This is a genomic window from Pseudomonas guariconensis, assembly GCF_900102675.1.
Classification (GTDB): Bacteria; Pseudomonadota; Gammaproteobacteria; order Pseudomonadales; family Pseudomonadaceae; genus Aquipseudomonas; species Aquipseudomonas guariconensis.
In genome coordinates this window covers 1-13,707 of the sequence record NZ_FMYX01000021.1, presented here as the reverse complement: position 1 = coordinate 13,707, position 13,707 = coordinate 1, and the positions used below count along the sequence as shown (strand labels likewise).

At 63.7% G+C, this 13,707-nt stretch carries 12 protein-coding genes and 2 pseudogenes; 8 read left to right on the top strand and 6 right to left on the bottom strand.

The window, feature by feature from the left end:
• Positions 1–292 (top strand): annotated as a pseudogene (locus BLS27_RS23340) (chemotaxis protein); the annotation flags it as partial.
• A gap of 103 nt (positions 293–395) precedes the next feature.
• Here the strand turns inward: BLS27_RS23340 and BLS27_RS23335 are convergent.
• Positions 396–1,121, bottom strand: coding sequence for a TorF family putative porin (locus BLS27_RS23335; RefSeq protein ID WP_043215270.1), 726 nt, complete (start codon positions 1,119–1,121; stop codon positions 396–398).
• Between the two features lie 120 nt (positions 1,122–1,241).
• Entirely contained in the window at positions 1,242–2,963 is a 1,722-nt protein-coding gene (locus tag BLS27_RS23330) for an amidohydrolase (RefSeq protein WP_090346949.1), read from the bottom strand.
• Between the two features lie 243 nt (positions 2,964–3,206).
• Between BLS27_RS23330 and BLS27_RS23325 the strand changes: the two genes are divergently transcribed.
• The 3 genes from BLS27_RS23325 to BLS27_RS23315 all read left to right on the top strand — a co-directional run bounded on the left by BLS27_RS23325 (position 3,207) and on the right by BLS27_RS23315 (position 6,822).
• Positions 3,207–4,118: a LysR family transcriptional regulator gene (locus BLS27_RS23325; RefSeq protein WP_043215275.1), complete on the top strand. Its 912-nt coding sequence runs from the start codon at positions 3,207–3,209 to the stop codon at positions 4,116–4,118.
• A 241-nt stretch (positions 4,119–4,359) separates the two neighbouring features.
• Positions 4,360–5,430, top strand: coding sequence for a C45 family autoproteolytic acyltransferase/hydrolase (locus BLS27_RS23320; protein WP_043215277.1), 1,071 nt, complete (start codon positions 4,360–4,362; stop codon positions 5,428–5,430).
• A 57-nt stretch (positions 5,431–5,487) separates the two neighbouring features.
• The gene (locus BLS27_RS23315) at positions 5,488–6,822 is read left to right on the top strand and encodes an MFS transporter (protein WP_090346948.1); all 1,335 of its coding nucleotides are present in this window, start codon (positions 5,488–5,490) and stop codon (positions 6,820–6,822) included.
• Positions 6,823–6,981: 159 nt separating this feature from the next.
• On the opposite strand, the gene BLS27_RS23310 is transcribed toward BLS27_RS23315, so the two are convergent.
• Complete coding sequence (locus tag BLS27_RS23310; protein ID WP_043215282.1) at positions 6,982–7,797, bottom strand: carbon-nitrogen hydrolase family protein; 816 nt, start codon at positions 7,795–7,797, stop codon at positions 6,982–6,984.
• A gap of 122 nt (positions 7,798–7,919) precedes the next feature.
• Between BLS27_RS23310 and BLS27_RS23305 the strand changes: the two genes are divergently transcribed.
• Entirely contained in the window at positions 7,920–8,735 is an 816-nt protein-coding gene (locus tag BLS27_RS23305) for a helix-turn-helix domain-containing protein (protein WP_090346947.1), read from the top strand.
• Positions 8,736–8,763: 28 nt separating this feature from the next.
• Positions 8,764–8,956: pseudogene (locus tag BLS27_RS23300) on the top strand (LuxR C-terminal-related transcriptional regulator); the annotation flags it as partial.
• A gap of 17 nt (positions 8,957–8,973) precedes the next feature.
• On the opposite strand, the gene BLS27_RS23295 reads toward BLS27_RS23300, so the two are convergent.
• On the bottom strand, positions 8,974–9,864 hold the full coding sequence (locus BLS27_RS23295) for a LysR family transcriptional regulator (protein ID WP_043215294.1): 891 nt from the start codon (positions 9,862–9,864) through the stop codon (positions 8,974–8,976).
• Positions 9,865–10,039: 175 nt separating this feature from the next.
• Here BLS27_RS23295 and moaB point away from each other — a divergent pair, with 175 nt between their 5' ends.
• A complete protein-coding gene (moaB, locus tag BLS27_RS23290) occupies positions 10,040–10,579 on the top strand; it encodes a molybdenum cofactor biosynthesis protein B (protein ID WP_043215300.1) in 540 nt (179 codons plus the stop codon).
• A 91-nt stretch (positions 10,580–10,670) separates the two neighbouring features.
• On the opposite strand, the gene BLS27_RS23285 is transcribed toward moaB, so the two are convergent.
• Positions 10,671–11,570, bottom strand: coding sequence for a bestrophin family protein (locus BLS27_RS23285; RefSeq protein WP_043215296.1), 900 nt, complete (start codon positions 11,568–11,570; stop codon positions 10,671–10,673).
• A gap of 20 nt (positions 11,571–11,590) precedes the next feature.
• Complete coding sequence (moaA, locus tag BLS27_RS23280; protein ID WP_043215298.1) at positions 11,591–12,595, bottom strand: GTP 3',8-cyclase MoaA; 1,005 nt, start codon at positions 12,593–12,595, stop codon at positions 11,591–11,593.
• A gap of 276 nt (positions 12,596–12,871) precedes the next feature.
• Between moaA and BLS27_RS23275 the strand changes: the two genes are divergently transcribed.
• Positions 12,872–13,707, top strand: an 836-nt coding sequence (locus tag BLS27_RS23275) for a molybdopterin-dependent oxidoreductase (RefSeq protein WP_167358133.1), incomplete at its 3' end; no start/stop codon positions are given.

Sequence of the window (13,707 nt, the reverse complement as noted above, 5' to 3'; positions counted from 1 at the left end):
GAACGAAAGCCAGGTGTCCAGCGAACAGACCGTGCAGGTGGCCAACCAGGCGGGTGAACGCCTGGCCAGCGTGACCCAGCGCATCGGCGAGATCGACGGCATGAACCAGTCGGTGGCCACCGCCACCGAGGAGCAGAGCGCAGTGGTCGAGAGCCTGAACCTGGACATCACCCAGATCAACAGCCTCAACCAGCAAGGGGTAGAGAACCTCAACGAAACCCTGCGCCATTGCGATGCCCTGAGCCAGCAAGCGGGGCGGTTGAAGCAACTGGTGGGCAGCTTCAGGATCTGAGGCGGGTCCTTCGCGGGTAAACCCGCTCCCACAGGTATCGCGCCGTTCTCAGGCTCGGCGCAGTACCCGTGGGAGCCGGCGGCAGCCCTGGGGGCCGCAGGGATCAGAATGTCTTGCTGACCGCAGCCACCACCGTGGCCGAGCAGACATCCTTGAAACCCAGGTAACTGGCGCATTCGTTTTCGGAAAGGTCGGTGTCGATGTAGCTGACCGACCAATCGAGCGACAGCATCGTGCGGGTCAGCTTAACTTCCCACTCGTGATAGTCGTCCCGGCTGGTCCCGTCATTGGCGAACCAGCTTGGGTCCTTGTAGTCGTTGCGCCCGTAGCGCACCAGCAGGTCGGTGTCGAACGGCAGCAGGGTGGTGTAGCCCATATAGCTGTAGAGCATCGACTGGTCGCCGTTGAAGTTCTCCGAGTAGTTACCACCGAGCAGCACACCCCAGGCACGCAGTTCGGTGTGGTACTCGCCATAGTTGAAGTTGCCCTGACGCGGGTACACGTACTTGATGTACGAAGTATCGAGGGTGACATCGTCGTTGATCTGCCAGAAGTAGCCGGCATAGTAGTCCAGCTCCTGGCGTGTGCTGCTGCCGAAACCGAAGTCGACGTTCGAACTCCATACGCCTGCGTACAGGCCGCTGGCGTGCGCCAGGGTCAGCGACCCCTGCAGGGCTGGATCGTTCTGGGTCTGGGAGATGCCACGGGTGCGGTAGTCGCTGAACACGCCAGCCTTGGCCTCGAGGCTGAAATCGTCATTGAGGTCGATGGCATGGGCCAGCGGGGCACAGGCGAGCAGGCCGCCTGCGATGAGGTTGCGTAAGGTCATTCGATGCTTTCCGTTTATTGTTGTTGTGCACGGGTGACGCGGGGTGTGGCTTTTTGCGGATAAAACCCGCTCCACAGGCGTCGGTGTTGCGCCTGTGGAGCGGGTTGGCCCGCCAAGCGATCAGCGCTGGTAGATCTGCTTGCCGGCGAACCAGGTCTGCAACACCTGGGTATCTCGCAGCGCCTCGGGGTCGACGCTGAGCACATCGCGGTCCAAGACGATCATGTCCGCCTGCTTGCCGACTTTCAGCGAGCCCACCTGCTGCTCAAGACGCATGGCGCGGGCGGCATTGAGGGTGTAGGCCTGGAACATGGTTTGCCGGTCGATGGCCTCGTCAGCGTTGAGCACCCCCTTGGGGCCCTTGCGGCTCACTGCCTGGTAGATCGCCTTCCACGGCTCCGGGGTAGTGATCGGCCAGTCACTTGCCCCGGCGATGGTCGCCCCGGCCTTGTACAGCGAGTGGGCCGGATAGCTATGGGCGAAGGCGTGTTCATCGACATACGGCTTGACCAGATCGAGGTTGGTCTCGTCGGCACTGGCCCAGTACAACTGCATCGAGGCGATCACATCGAGCTGCTTGAAGCGCGGGTAGTCCTGGGCGCTGACCATCTGCAGGTGGGTGATCGAATGGGGGACGCCGCTGTGACGGGCTCGTCGGGCTTGTTCTACGCCATTGAGCGCCTCGCGCACGGCGCGGTCGCCGATGGCATGGACGTGCACCAGCCAGCCGCGTGCATCGGCGGCATCGACCAGCTCACCGAAGTGTTTCGGGTCCAGCAGCAGTTCGCCGCGTTGGCCGGAGTTCTTGTAGGGTTCGAGCATCGCTGCGCTCTGCGCCGGCATCTCGGCCACGCCGTCGGCGAAGACCTTGATGCCGGGCAGGGTGAGGTTGCGCACGCCGAGGAACTGCTGGCGTACCTTGTCCAGCTCATCCAGGTCGGCCGGGCGGGCCTTTGAGTCGGCCATCAGCAGCGCGGCAATGTGGGCCGTCAGCTCGCCGCGCTGGGAGAGGTCCTTATAGACCGGCAGCACGCCGAGCGAGTCGTTCTTCACGTCCGCCCCGGGCAGTTCGTTGGCCAGTGGGTCCATCCAGCCGGTAATGCCGAGCTGCTTGGAGTAGTCCAGGGCCATGCGGCCGGCGGTCATCAGGGTTTCGTGGGAGAGCGGTGGCAGCAGGTCGGTCACCGGGTAGTAACTGGCATCGGCCAGGAACCCGTTGGGTGTGCCGTCCTCATGCTGGCCTATGGTGCTGCGCGCCTCGGCAGGCAATGCCGCGATGGTCTTGGCATCGATCTTGGCGCGCTTGAGCAGGGCCAGGTTGGCCCAGCCGGTGTGCATATCATTGGCGGCCAGAAGGATCGGCTGCTCGGCCCATTGCCCATGGTTGAAGCGCTGCTCCAGGGCTGGGATGTCATCCCAATAGGTCCCTGGCACGCCGCCGACGACCAGGAATTCGCCTCGCACGGCCTTGCCATCCTTGCGCCACTCGAGCAGGCGTTGTTCCAGTTCATCGAGCGGGATCTGCTCGCCCATCAGGTTGGCCAGTTCCAGTTGCAGGCCGCCCTTGATGGCATGGGAGTGAGAATCGAGCATGCCCGGCATCAGCACCTTGCCACCCAGGTCGATGACGCGGGTGGCGGCGGCCTTCAGGCGCAGCACGGCCTGGTCGGATCCCACGGCAACGATCTTCTCTCCCTCGACCGCCACCGCTTGCTGCAGCGGTTGGCCTGGCTCGGCGGTGTAGACCTTGGCGTTGTGAAAGATCACGTCCACTGCCGCGAAGCTGTGCAGGGAGGTGCAGGCCAGGCCCGCGCTGATCGCCATCTTCAGGAGGTGCTTCATTCGGTGCCTCGTTCTTGTTGTGATTGCGCCGCAGCCTAGCCAACGCGCAAGGCCGGTTAAATGCGACGACAGGCACAACTTTTTTCGCGATCGGGAAACAATCCCTGGCCTATGATTGCCATGGCGCAAGCCACACGCCGCTCGACGCCTATTCAAATCCGCGGTGTTTGCGGGTTTGATGGAAAGGCGTGGATACCCGCACGCGCTCTTCATTGCCTCGCTTGTGCCGAACAGGAAGAAACCATGGACAAAATGACGGCCCTGACCATCTTCGTCGCCGCCGCCGAACACGGCAGCTTCAGTCGTGCGGCCGAGCAGTTGGGCAAGACGCCTTCGGCCATCACCAAGGCCGTCGCTCACCTGGAAGCCGAGCTCGGTGTGCGCCTGTTCGAGCGCACCACCCGGCGTATGGCCCTGACCGAGGCCGGGACGGTGTATCTGGAAGGTGCGCGCCAGGCCTTGATGCATCTGCAACTGGTGACCGAGGAGGTGGAGCAGTTGCAGCACGAACTGCGCGGCACTTTGCGCATCACCGCGCCGCCTTCGTTCGGCCCGGCGTTTCTCAACCAGGTCTGCTTTCGCTTCATGCGTGAACACCCGCAGGTGCGCCTGGAGGTGAACCTCAACGATGCCAATGAAGACCTGATCGACGGCGGTTACGATCTGTCGCTGCGCGATGGCCCCACCGACCAGCCCGAACTGATTGCCCAGCCGCTGATCGAGAACCGCGTGGTGCTGTGTGCCAGCCCCGACTACCTGGCCCGACGTGGTGAGGCCATCACCCTGGAGAACTACGCCCAGCACGACTGGCTGCTGTTGCGTCATCCGCTGCTAAACCGCAGCTTCTGGTGGGTCGAGCATGAAGGCCAGACGTTGCGTGTGCGCCAGCCCACGCCCCGGCTGGTGAGCGACAATTTCGACTTTTTGCTCGCCTGCCTGCTCGATGGCCATGGCCTGCAGTTCGTGCCCACCTGGTGCGCCGCGCCTTATCTGGCCAGCGGGCAACTGGTGGAAGTGTTGCCGGACTACTGGCGGGCCTTGAGTGCCTTCGGGCCCTGGGTGCACGTCCTGTACCTGCCCCATCGGCGCAACACGCGCAAGGTGCAGGCGTTCATCGCCTTGCTGCACGAGCAACTGCGCAGCCAGGGGCTGTGATCGGGCTGCGGGGCGCAATTGTTCCGCCTGGGCACAAAAGTTGTGCGGGTTGTGGCGATGATCCACCGCGGGCGGCTCGCTAGGCTAGCGGTGGTTGCCTGAACACAGCGGCCACTTCGTGCCCGGTCCAGTACCATCTGCCACCCCCAAGGCAGGTGCATGCAGCGGAGGTGCGAGGCGGCCCCACTCTTTCCAGAACAGCAACGATGCCCCGAGCCTGCTGTACCAGGAGTTCCCCGCAGTGAAGATCCATACCCTAGTCACCGATATCCGCACGCCTGCCGAGCGTGGTCGCCAGATCGGCGAGCGCTTCGCCGAGCAGATCCGTCATACCACCCAGCTCTACCTGGACTTCTTCCCTCGGGTGGGCGTGTCCGTGCGCGAGGCGCAACGTATCGGCGAAAACAGTCTGGCCGCCTTGGAAGCCTGGAGCCCGAATCTGGCGGCCGAGGTGATCGGCATGGCCAGCGGCGCCGACCTGCCGGTGTGGCAGTTGGCAAGCCTCAACGCGCGCACCGAGGTGCTGGCTGCACGCACCCGCCACAGCGAATGCTCCACCACCGTGCATGCCCCGCGCGGTCCGCGGGCGCCGCAGACCCTGCAGACCTGGGACTGGCACGACAGCCTTTGCCCTCATGGCCTGATGCTGGCGTTGCACACCGAACGTGGCATGAACGTCAAGCTGTTCTGCGAATTCGGCATGCTTGCCAAGCTGGGCGTGAACAGCGCAGGTCTGGGGCTGCACTTCAACATTCTCCACCACACCAGTGACAACGACAGCGGCGGTGTGCCGGTGCACGCCATTGCCCGTCGTCTGCTCGAAGAGGCCAGCAGCGTCGAGGAGGCCATCGAGCTGGCCCGTTCGGCGCGGGTCAGTGCCTCCACCGTGCTCACCGTGTTCTCCCGCGAGGACAGCAGCCCGCGCGCCGTCAGCATCGAGCTCAGCCCTGAGCGCACGGCGCTGGTGCTGCCGCGTGAAGACGGCTGGTTGCTGCACACCAACCACTTCCTCGACCCGCAACTGAGCCTGGGCGAGCAGGTTGCCGACCGTGCCGATACCCAGTGCCGCCTGGGCCACCTGGAGCAGGTGATCGGCCAGATGGGCAGTGCCGATCTGCGCGCCCGCGCCGAAGCCATGTGTGGCGCACAAGGTGACAGTGCGCCGATCTGCTTCCACCCGGACATGGCCATGCCCGACACCGAACGTTGGGAAACCCTGCTGAGCGTGGGGATCGATACCGAGCGCTGCGTACTGGAATACGTGGCGGGCACGCCGCTGCAACTGGCCAAGGCTGGCTTCGAACGTTTCTGAGCCCCACCCGGTGCCGCCTGAGCAGGGCGGCACCCGCTGACAACGAGAACAACAACAATGCATGCGGAACAATCCAAACCTGCGTCGTCCCGGTCTGCGCTGCGGACCTTCTGCGTCTCCGGCATGGGCACTGCGCTGGAGTTCTATGACTTCATCATCTACGGCACCGCGGCTGCGCTGGTGTTTCCCCAGGTGTTCTTCCCGCAGATGGATCACCTGACCGCGACCTTGGTGGCCTTCAGCGCCTTTGGTGCCGGCTTCTTCGCCCGGCCGCTGGGCGGCTTGGTGTTCGGCCACTATGGCGATCGCATCGGCCGGCAGAAGGTGCTGGTCGCGACCTTGCTGCTCATGGGTTTGAGCACTTTCCTCATCGGCTGCTTGCCAAGCCATGCCAGTATCGGCGTCGTTGCGCCGATCCTGCTGGTGGTGTTGCGTCTGATCCAGGGCTTCGCCGCCGGTGGCGAGTGGGGCGGTGCCGCGCTGTTCGGCATCGAGTCGGCGCCGCCGGGCAGGCGAGGACTGTGGGGTAGCTTTACCAGCATGGGCATCGGCGTCGGTGGCATCCTCGGCGCTGTGGTGTTCACCATCGTCAGTGCCGCCTTCAACGACAACCTGGTGGATTTTGCCTGGCGCATCCCGTTCTGGCTCGGCGGCACCTTGGTGCTGATCGGCCTGTACGCACGCTTGAAAGCACCGGCACCGGTCGCAGCCCCGGCGGTCAAGCCGGTCCGTGCACCATTGGCCGAAGCCTTGCGCCAGCGTCCGCGCCAGTTGTTGCTGTGCACCGGCATTGCCTTCGGCTATTGCACCATCGCCTACATCGGCAGCACGTTCTTCCTGACCTACGCCACCCAGGTGGGCTTCGGCAGCACCCAGGCATTGATGTTCGACCTGACCTTGTCGATCGCTATCGTGTTCTCCGCGCCGCTGTTCGGCTACCTGTCCGACCGTTTGGGCCGGCGCACGGTGATGGTGTTCGGTGCGGTGGTCATGGCGCTCGGGCTGTTCGCCTTCTTCGAACTGGTAGGCATGAAGAGTTTCGGCATCGCTTTGTTCGCCTACAGCCTCACGGGCTTGCTGATGGGCGCGACCCAGGGGCCGATCCCTGCATTTCTGGGTGAGCAGTTCCCGCGTAGCATGCGCTATTCCGGGATCTCGGCCAGCTATCAGATCGGTGCCGCGCTGGGCGGTGGGACAGCGTCGAGCATCGCCACGGCGATCCTCATCCTCACCGACCACAACCCGTTGGGCGTGGCCCTGTATGGAGCTGGGGCATTGGCGTTGGTAGCGGTGTGTTCGCTGATGCTGCGCGAGACTTCGCGCCTGAGCATGGCGCAGATCGACGAAGCGCCTGCTGGTGTGGCGGGTGAGGCGGTGCTGGCCCGGCATTGAGAGGGGATGGCGATAGTCCTGTATCGACAGATCTGGCCACTTCGCGGGTAAACCCGCTCCCACAGGTACAGCAGTGTTTCTAATGACACTGCAGCACTTGAGGGAGCGGGTTTACTCGCGAAGCAGGCGCCGCGGTTTAGTACAGGCGCCACCCGGGACTTAGCCGATGAGCAGTTCGCGCAGGCCGTTGGGATGCTCGATGCGCTCACCCGGCAGGGCGATGCGCTGGTTGGCGCGGTAGTCGTGGAAGGCACGGGCCTTGCCGATCAGCGACAGATCCAGGGTCACGGTATGCCGTGACTCGCCCCGGCCTGCCTCGAACAGCGTCCTGCCAAAGGGGTCGACCCCCAGACTGTTGCCGACGAACATGCAGTCGTCCGGCCCATTGCCCACCCGATTGGCCACCACGGCGAACACCTGGTTCTCCATCGCCCGGGCCATCACCGACACACGATGCACGTCATCCTCGGGCTCGGCCAAGCCATCGGTGATCAGCATCACCTGTGCGTCGAGTGCCGTCAGTGCCCGGGCCGTCTCGGGGAACTCGCTGTCGTAACAGATCAGCAGGCCGATGCGCACCCCACGCCACTCCACGGTGGAGAAGCGATCCCCAGGCACCACGATGCCATGCTCCGGCACCCACAGGTGGGTCTTGCGGTAAGTGAGCAGAATGCCTTCTGGCGCGATGAACAGCGTGGTGTTGTAGAAGGTGCCATGGGCATTTTCATAAAGCCCCAGCACCACCGCCACATTGCGCTGGCGCGCCGCTTCGACCACTGCCTGCACGGCTTCGCCATCGACGGACTCCGAGAGCGTGCCGACGTCTTCCTGGCTGAGAAACCCGGTCAGGTGCGACTCGGGGAACAGCACGACGTCGGTGTCCGGCGCACACTGGGCGATGTCCTTGAGGATGCAACTGAGGTTGTAGGGCGTGTCGCCATCGCGCGTCGTGGTTTGTATGACTTCGATCTTCATAGGGCGTCCGTCTCGTGGTGTCCGACCGCTTTGAGGTCGGGTGACTTTTGCAAAGGGTGATGCAAGTATGAAAACAACGACTGTCAAAACAATCACGCCGAGTGGTTAACCCGGGGGTAGGCATGGGCCTGAGTCTGCAGGATCTTTCGTGGCACCAGGGCATAGGCCAGTGCATCGAGCACCTCGATCGACCAAGCTTCTGGCGCACGCTGGCCACGTTGCTGGGCGACTTCGTCGAAGTGGATTCCTGGGTTGCCTTGTTGTTCAGCCAAGACAAGCCACTGATCTTCGACCAAAGCCCCTATGACCGGGAGGGCATCGACCCCTTGGTGAGCGAATACGCCAATGGTCTGTACCTGCTGGACCCGTTCTACCTCAACAGTCGGGAGCAGGCGCAGACCGGTCTGGTGCGCTTGGCCGACATCGCCCCGGAGCACTTCCAGCAGACTGATTACTACCGGCTGTATTTCACCCATAACGTGGTCGCCGACGAAGTCCAGTTCAACGTGGTGGTGGGGCAGGGGCGCACGCTGTGCCTGTCGCTGGGGGGCTGCCGACGGTTCAGCGCCGAGCAGCTCGCCATGCTTGAGCTGATCCGCCCATGGCTGATCGGCCTGATGCGCCAGCGCCTGCATTTCGAGAGCCTGCCGGAGCGGGCACTTGCGGGCAAACCGGCGCTGGACTTTGCCCAAGGTCGCGATGAAGCGCGCCGGCAGCTGGAGTCGGTGCTCACCGCACGGGAACTGGATGTGGTGCGCTTGATCCTCTCCGGCCACTCCAACAAGGAGGCCGCGGCCAAGCTCGCGCTTTCCGCCGAGACGGTGAAGGTCCATCGGCGCAACGTGTACCGCAAGCTGGACGTGAACTCCCAGAGCGAGCTGTTCTCGCTGTTGTTCCTGACGGGCGAGGCGCTGGGTAGCTTGCGCTCTGTTTCCTAGTTTTGGTGGTCGTTGATGAGATCTGCGCCAACGCCTGATCCCGGCGGGCGAGCCGGTGGCGGCCCAGGTGCGCGATGCGTTGAGTCATTTCAGGGCGGGGCGCTCGGTTGATCCTGCGTGGTTCCTCATCCAAGGCCATGGCTGAACGTCTGGCGATTTCTCCGCAAACCGTCAAGGTTCATCGCCGGCAGTCGTTGGGGCACGATCCGGAGCATCCTTGAGATCTACCGGGACACGCTCAGGGTTGCTGGGCAAACAGCGCCTTGGCCTCGTCGAAGCACTGCTCGGCAATCGCCGAGCGCGGCTCGCTACGGCGCAGCAGCAAGCCTACCGGGCTGTGAATGCTGGCATCGGCGATGGGCAGGATGCGCAAGTGCTCGGACAACTCTTCCAGCCCGCAATCGAGCGGCATCACCGCGCAGCATAGGCCGGTGTTGATGGCCTGGATCAGCTGGAACGTGGAGTCGCTCTCCAGCACCGCAGCGGGCTCCAGGCCCCGGCTACGCAGGCTCAGGTCCAACGACTGGCGGTAGTGCATGCCCTTGCTCAGCAGGCCCAGCGGCAGGTTGGCCAAGGCTTCCCAGCGCAATTGCGGTCCGTCGAAGGCGAAATGCCGGGTGTCATGCAGCAGGCCCATGGTGGTGGTGCCTAGTTCGATCACCTCGAAGAAGCTGGTATTGACCTGGTCCAGGTAGCAGATCCCCAGGTCCAGCTGGTTGCGGCTCAGGCCATCGATGATTTGCTCGGAGCTCAGCGAACTGACCTGAAAGTGCAGCTCCGGGTACTTCTCGCGCAACGGCAGCAGCAGGTGCATGGGATTGAAGCTGGCCAGCGGCACGGTGCCCAGGCGCAGGCTGCCGACCACCTGTCCACGGCAACTGGCGGCCTCGGCCTGCAGGCCGTCGTGAGCGGCGAGCAGGGTGCGGGCCCAGGCCAGGATGCGCTCGCCGGCTTCGGTGAAGCCCTCGAAGCGCTGGCCGCGCTTGACCAGTACCAGGTCCAGTTCGTCTTCGAGATTGCGCAGGCGCATGGACAAGGTTGGCTGGGTGATGTGGCACAACGCGGCGGCCTGCCCGAAGTGTCGGGTCTGGTCGAGGGCGATGAGGAATTTGAGCTGTTTGATGTCCATGGCGCGGTCTGGCAGGCAAGGAGTCGATTGCGCGACCTTAACCAAGTCTGCCGTGGCTGGCCATTGTTTCGTGATGATAGAGCCGGTTGATGGTTTGGTTCGTCATATCGATTGGACGTCGCCCAAGGGTTGGCCCTAGCGTGATGTGACCATGCCCCATGCAGAGGAAACCAAGGTGAGTGTGAAACCGGATGCAGTGTTCGTACCGCTCAATGTCGCCGTGCTGACCGTCAGCGATACCCGCACCTTCGATAACGACACGTCGGGCGAGCTGCTCGCCACCCGAGCGGTGGAGGTCGGTCATCGCCTGGTGGCGCGCGCGCTGCTCAAGGACGACCTTTACAAGATCCGCGCCCAGGTCGCCCAGTGGATCGCCGATGAACAGGTGCAGGTGGTGATGATCACCGGTGGCACGGGTTTCACCGGTCGCGACAGTACCCCCGAAGCGGTGGAGTGCCTGCTCGACAAGCGTATCGATGGCTTCGGCGAGCTGTTCAGGGCACTGTCGATTCTCGATATCGGCACCTCGACCGTGCAGAGCCGGGCCCTGGCCGGGCTGGCCAACGGCACCTTGGTCTGCTGCCTGCCGGGCTCGACCGGCGCCTGTCGCACGGCCTGGGAAGGCATTCTGGTGGAGCAGCTGGATGCGCGGCACCGGCCATGCAACTTCGTCCCGCACCTCAAGGCGGTGGGAGCCTGCGAAAGCCGCGGCTAGACAAGCGCTTGGCAGGCACCCGCGAATGCGCGGGTGGGCCCACTGATGTATTCACGCATAAGCCCACTGCGACAGGCCGCGCGGCGGTTGCTCAGCTCAGCACATGATCGACCGGCATCAACGCCGGCGGCAGTGGCTCGTGTCCCAGGGCTGAGAGCACGTCGCGCTCGACGGTGCGTACCAGAGCATCGGTCGGCAGATCGTTTTCATCGCGCCCGAACGGGTCTTCCAGCTCGTTGCCGATGGCATCCAGACCGAAAAAGGTGTAGCTGATGATGGTGGTGAACGCCGGGGCCAGCCAGCCTAGGGGTTCGGCCAGGGCGAAGGGCAACAGCAGGCAGAAGATGTAGCTGGTGCGATGCAACAGCAACGTGTAAGGGAAGGGCATTGGTGTGCTCTTGATCCGCTCGCAGGTCGCCTGCACCTGCGACATCCCCACCAGGCGCTGTTCGAGCAGGGTGTAACGCCATTCGCTGATGTGCTTGTCTGCGGCCAGGCGCGAGCACTGCTCGCCGATCTCGCGCAGGATGGCGTCGCATGGGTTGTAAGAGCCTGCGCGGGGAGCCTCGGCCAGCCAGGGGCCGGCAGCCTGCAGTTCATCTTCGTTGCGCAGTCGTGCATTCAGGGCGTGGGCAAAGCCGCACAGCCCGCGAAGCAGCCGGGCGCGCAGGTGCTCATCGTTGATCACCTGGCTTTCGCGGATGAACGAGCGCGCTTCGATGATCAGTTGCCCCCAGGCCTTGCGACCCTCCCACCATCGGTCGTAACAGACGTTGTTGCGAAAACTCATGAAGATCGACAGCGACAGGCCCAGCAGCGTGAATGGCGTAGCACTGACCGGGTAGAAGAACGCCGGAAAGTGATGCTCTATCAGCACGATCAAGGCGGCCAGCAAGGTCACCATCAGGCAGCGCAGGGCAATGCGTTTGACGATCGACCCCTTGAGGGTGAACAGCACGCGCAGCACATCGGGGCGGGGATGGACGATCATGGTGTTCCAGAGGCGGCCGGTCAGCCGCCGGTCATGTTCATGAAACGCAGGATCTGCACCTCGCCACCGACTTCGAAGTGATGGCGGTAGGGCTTGAGCTGCATGGCGTCGCGAATGGCCCGTTCCAGGCGCTCGGCGTCGCCTGGATGGGCGCGCAGGATCTGCTTGAGGTCCATCGAGTGCTCGTTGCCCAGGCACAGCAGCAGGCGGCCCTCGACGGTGAGGCGTACGCGGTTGCAGGTGGCGCAGAAGTTGTGACTGTGGGGCGAGATGAAACCGACCCGGGTGTGTGGTGCTTCGGCCAGGCGCCAGTAACGGGCCGGGCCCTGGGACGACTCGGCCGAGTCGACCAGGGTGAAATGCTCGGCGATGCGTGCGCGCACCTCATCGCTGGAGCAGTAGGACTCGCCGCGCTCATGCTCGTTGATCACGCCCAGGGGCATTTCTTCAATGAAGGAGATGTCCAGTTCCCGATCGACGGCAAAGCGCACCAAGTCGATGATTTCATGATCGTTGCGGCCTTTTAGCACCACGCAATTGAGCTTGGTGCGCTGGAACCCGGCGCTGCGCGCGGCGTCGATGCCGGCGATCACCTGGTTCAAGTCACCCGTGCGGGTCAGGCTGCGGAAACGCTCGGCATCGAGGCTGTCGAGGCTGATGTTCAGGCGTGATACGCCGGCATCGAACAGCGGCTGGGCCAGACGGCCCAATTGCGAGCCGTTGCTGGTCAGGCACAGCTCGCGCAGACCAGGCAGCGCGGCAATACGTGCGCACAGCTCGACGATGCCCTGGCGTACCAGAGGCTCGCCACCGGTCAGACGGATCTTGCGGGTCCCCAGGGCGACGAAACGCTCGGCCACCTGATACAGCTCCTCGAGGCTGAGGATCTGCTGGCGCGGCAGGAACTGCATGTCTTCGGCCATGCAGTAGACGCAACGGAAATCGCAGCGGTCGGTCACCGACATCCGCAGATAGTCGATGCGCCGATTGAATCCGTCGATCAGTGCCCGGGTGTTTTCTTCCACGATCGTGCTCTGCAGGTTAGGTGAAGCGGCGGGGCGCCGCGGACTAGTTCCAAGCTATAACCTGTGCGCACCCCCGTCAAATTGCTTTCCCCGACTAAACGATCAGTCTCCTCTATCATGGTCGCAGGCCAAGAAATACGCGGCTTGCCGGTCTTGATCGAAACCGTTTATCACACTGTCAGGCATATCGATTGGACGCGTTGGGGCCGCTCTTCATAGGCTGGAAAAAAGCCGGAGATTCACTGCCGGTGCATTTTCAAGCGCCCGAGGACCCCCATGAGCGAAGACAACCACATCAGGGATTACAACGGCCCCGCCGCTGGCTGGGGTGCGCTCAAGAGTGTGACCAAGGCCTGGCTGGGCAGCGAGAACGCCTTCAAGAACCTGCGCATGATGCTCAAGACCAACCAGAACGGCGGCTTCGACTGCCCCGGTTGTGCCTGGGGCGAATCGCCGGGAAGCGACATGGTCAAGTTCTGCGAGAACGGTGCCAAGGCGGTCAACTGGGAGGCCACCGGCCGTTCGGTGGACCCGGCCTTCTTCGCCAAGTACAGCGTCAGTGCCCTGGCCGAGCAGAGCGACTATTGGCTCGAATACCAGGGCCGACTGACCCACCCGATGCGCTACGACGCGGCCACCGACCATTACGTGGAAACCTCCTGGGACGACGCCTTCGCGCTCATCGCACAGCACCTGCAGGCGCTCGAGTCGCCCAACCAGGCCGAGTTCTATACCTCTGGGCGGGCCAGCAACGAAGCGGCGTTCCTGTACCAGCTGTTCGTGCGGGCCTTCGGTACCAACAACTTCCCGGACTGCTCGAACATGTGCCACGAAGCCAGTGGCGTGGGCATGGGCGAATCCCTCGGCGTGGGCAAGGGCACCGTGGTGTTCGATGACCTGGAGGAAGCCGACGCGATCTTCGTCATCGGCCAGAACCCCGGCACCAACCACCCGCGCATGCTCGAACCGCTGCGCGAAGCGGTCAAGCGCGGTGCCCAGGTGGTGTGCTTCAACCCGCTCAAGGAGCGTGGCCTGGAGCGCTTCCAGCATCCGCAGCACCCCTTCGAAATGCTCAGCAACGGCTCGGAGCCGACCAACACTGCGTACTTCCG

What these genes read in the sequence shown, in the direction of transcription:
- BLS27_RS23335 (WP_043215270.1), bottom strand. Translation starts at nt 1,121, where the DNA reads ATGACCTTACGCAACCTCATCGCAGGCGGCCTGCTCGCCTGTGCCCCG.
- BLS27_RS23330 (WP_090346949.1), bottom strand. Translation starts at nt 2,963, where the DNA reads ATGAAGCACCTCCTGAAGATGGCGATCAGCGCGGGCCTGGCCTGCACC.
- BLS27_RS23325 (WP_043215275.1), top strand. Translation starts at nt 3,207, where the DNA reads ATGGACAAAATGACGGCCCTGACCATCTTCGTCGCCGCCGCCGAACAC.
- BLS27_RS23315 (WP_090346948.1), top strand. Translation starts at nt 5,488, where the DNA reads ATGCATGCGGAACAATCCAAACCTGCGTCGTCCCGGTCTGCGCTGCGG.
- BLS27_RS23310 (WP_043215282.1), bottom strand. Translation starts at nt 7,797, where the DNA reads ATGAAGATCGAAGTCATACAAACCACGACGCGCGATGGCGACACGCCC.
- BLS27_RS23305 (WP_090346947.1), top strand. Translation starts at nt 7,920, where the DNA reads ATGGGCCTGAGTCTGCAGGATCTTTCGTGGCACCAGGGCATAGGCCAG.
- BLS27_RS23295 (WP_043215294.1), bottom strand. Translation starts at nt 9,864, where the DNA reads ATGGACATCAAACAGCTCAAATTCCTCATCGCCCTCGACCAGACCCGA.
- BLS27_RS23285 (WP_043215296.1), bottom strand. Translation starts at nt 11,570, where the DNA reads ATGATCGTCCATCCCCGCCCCGATGTGCTGCGCGTGCTGTTCACCCTC.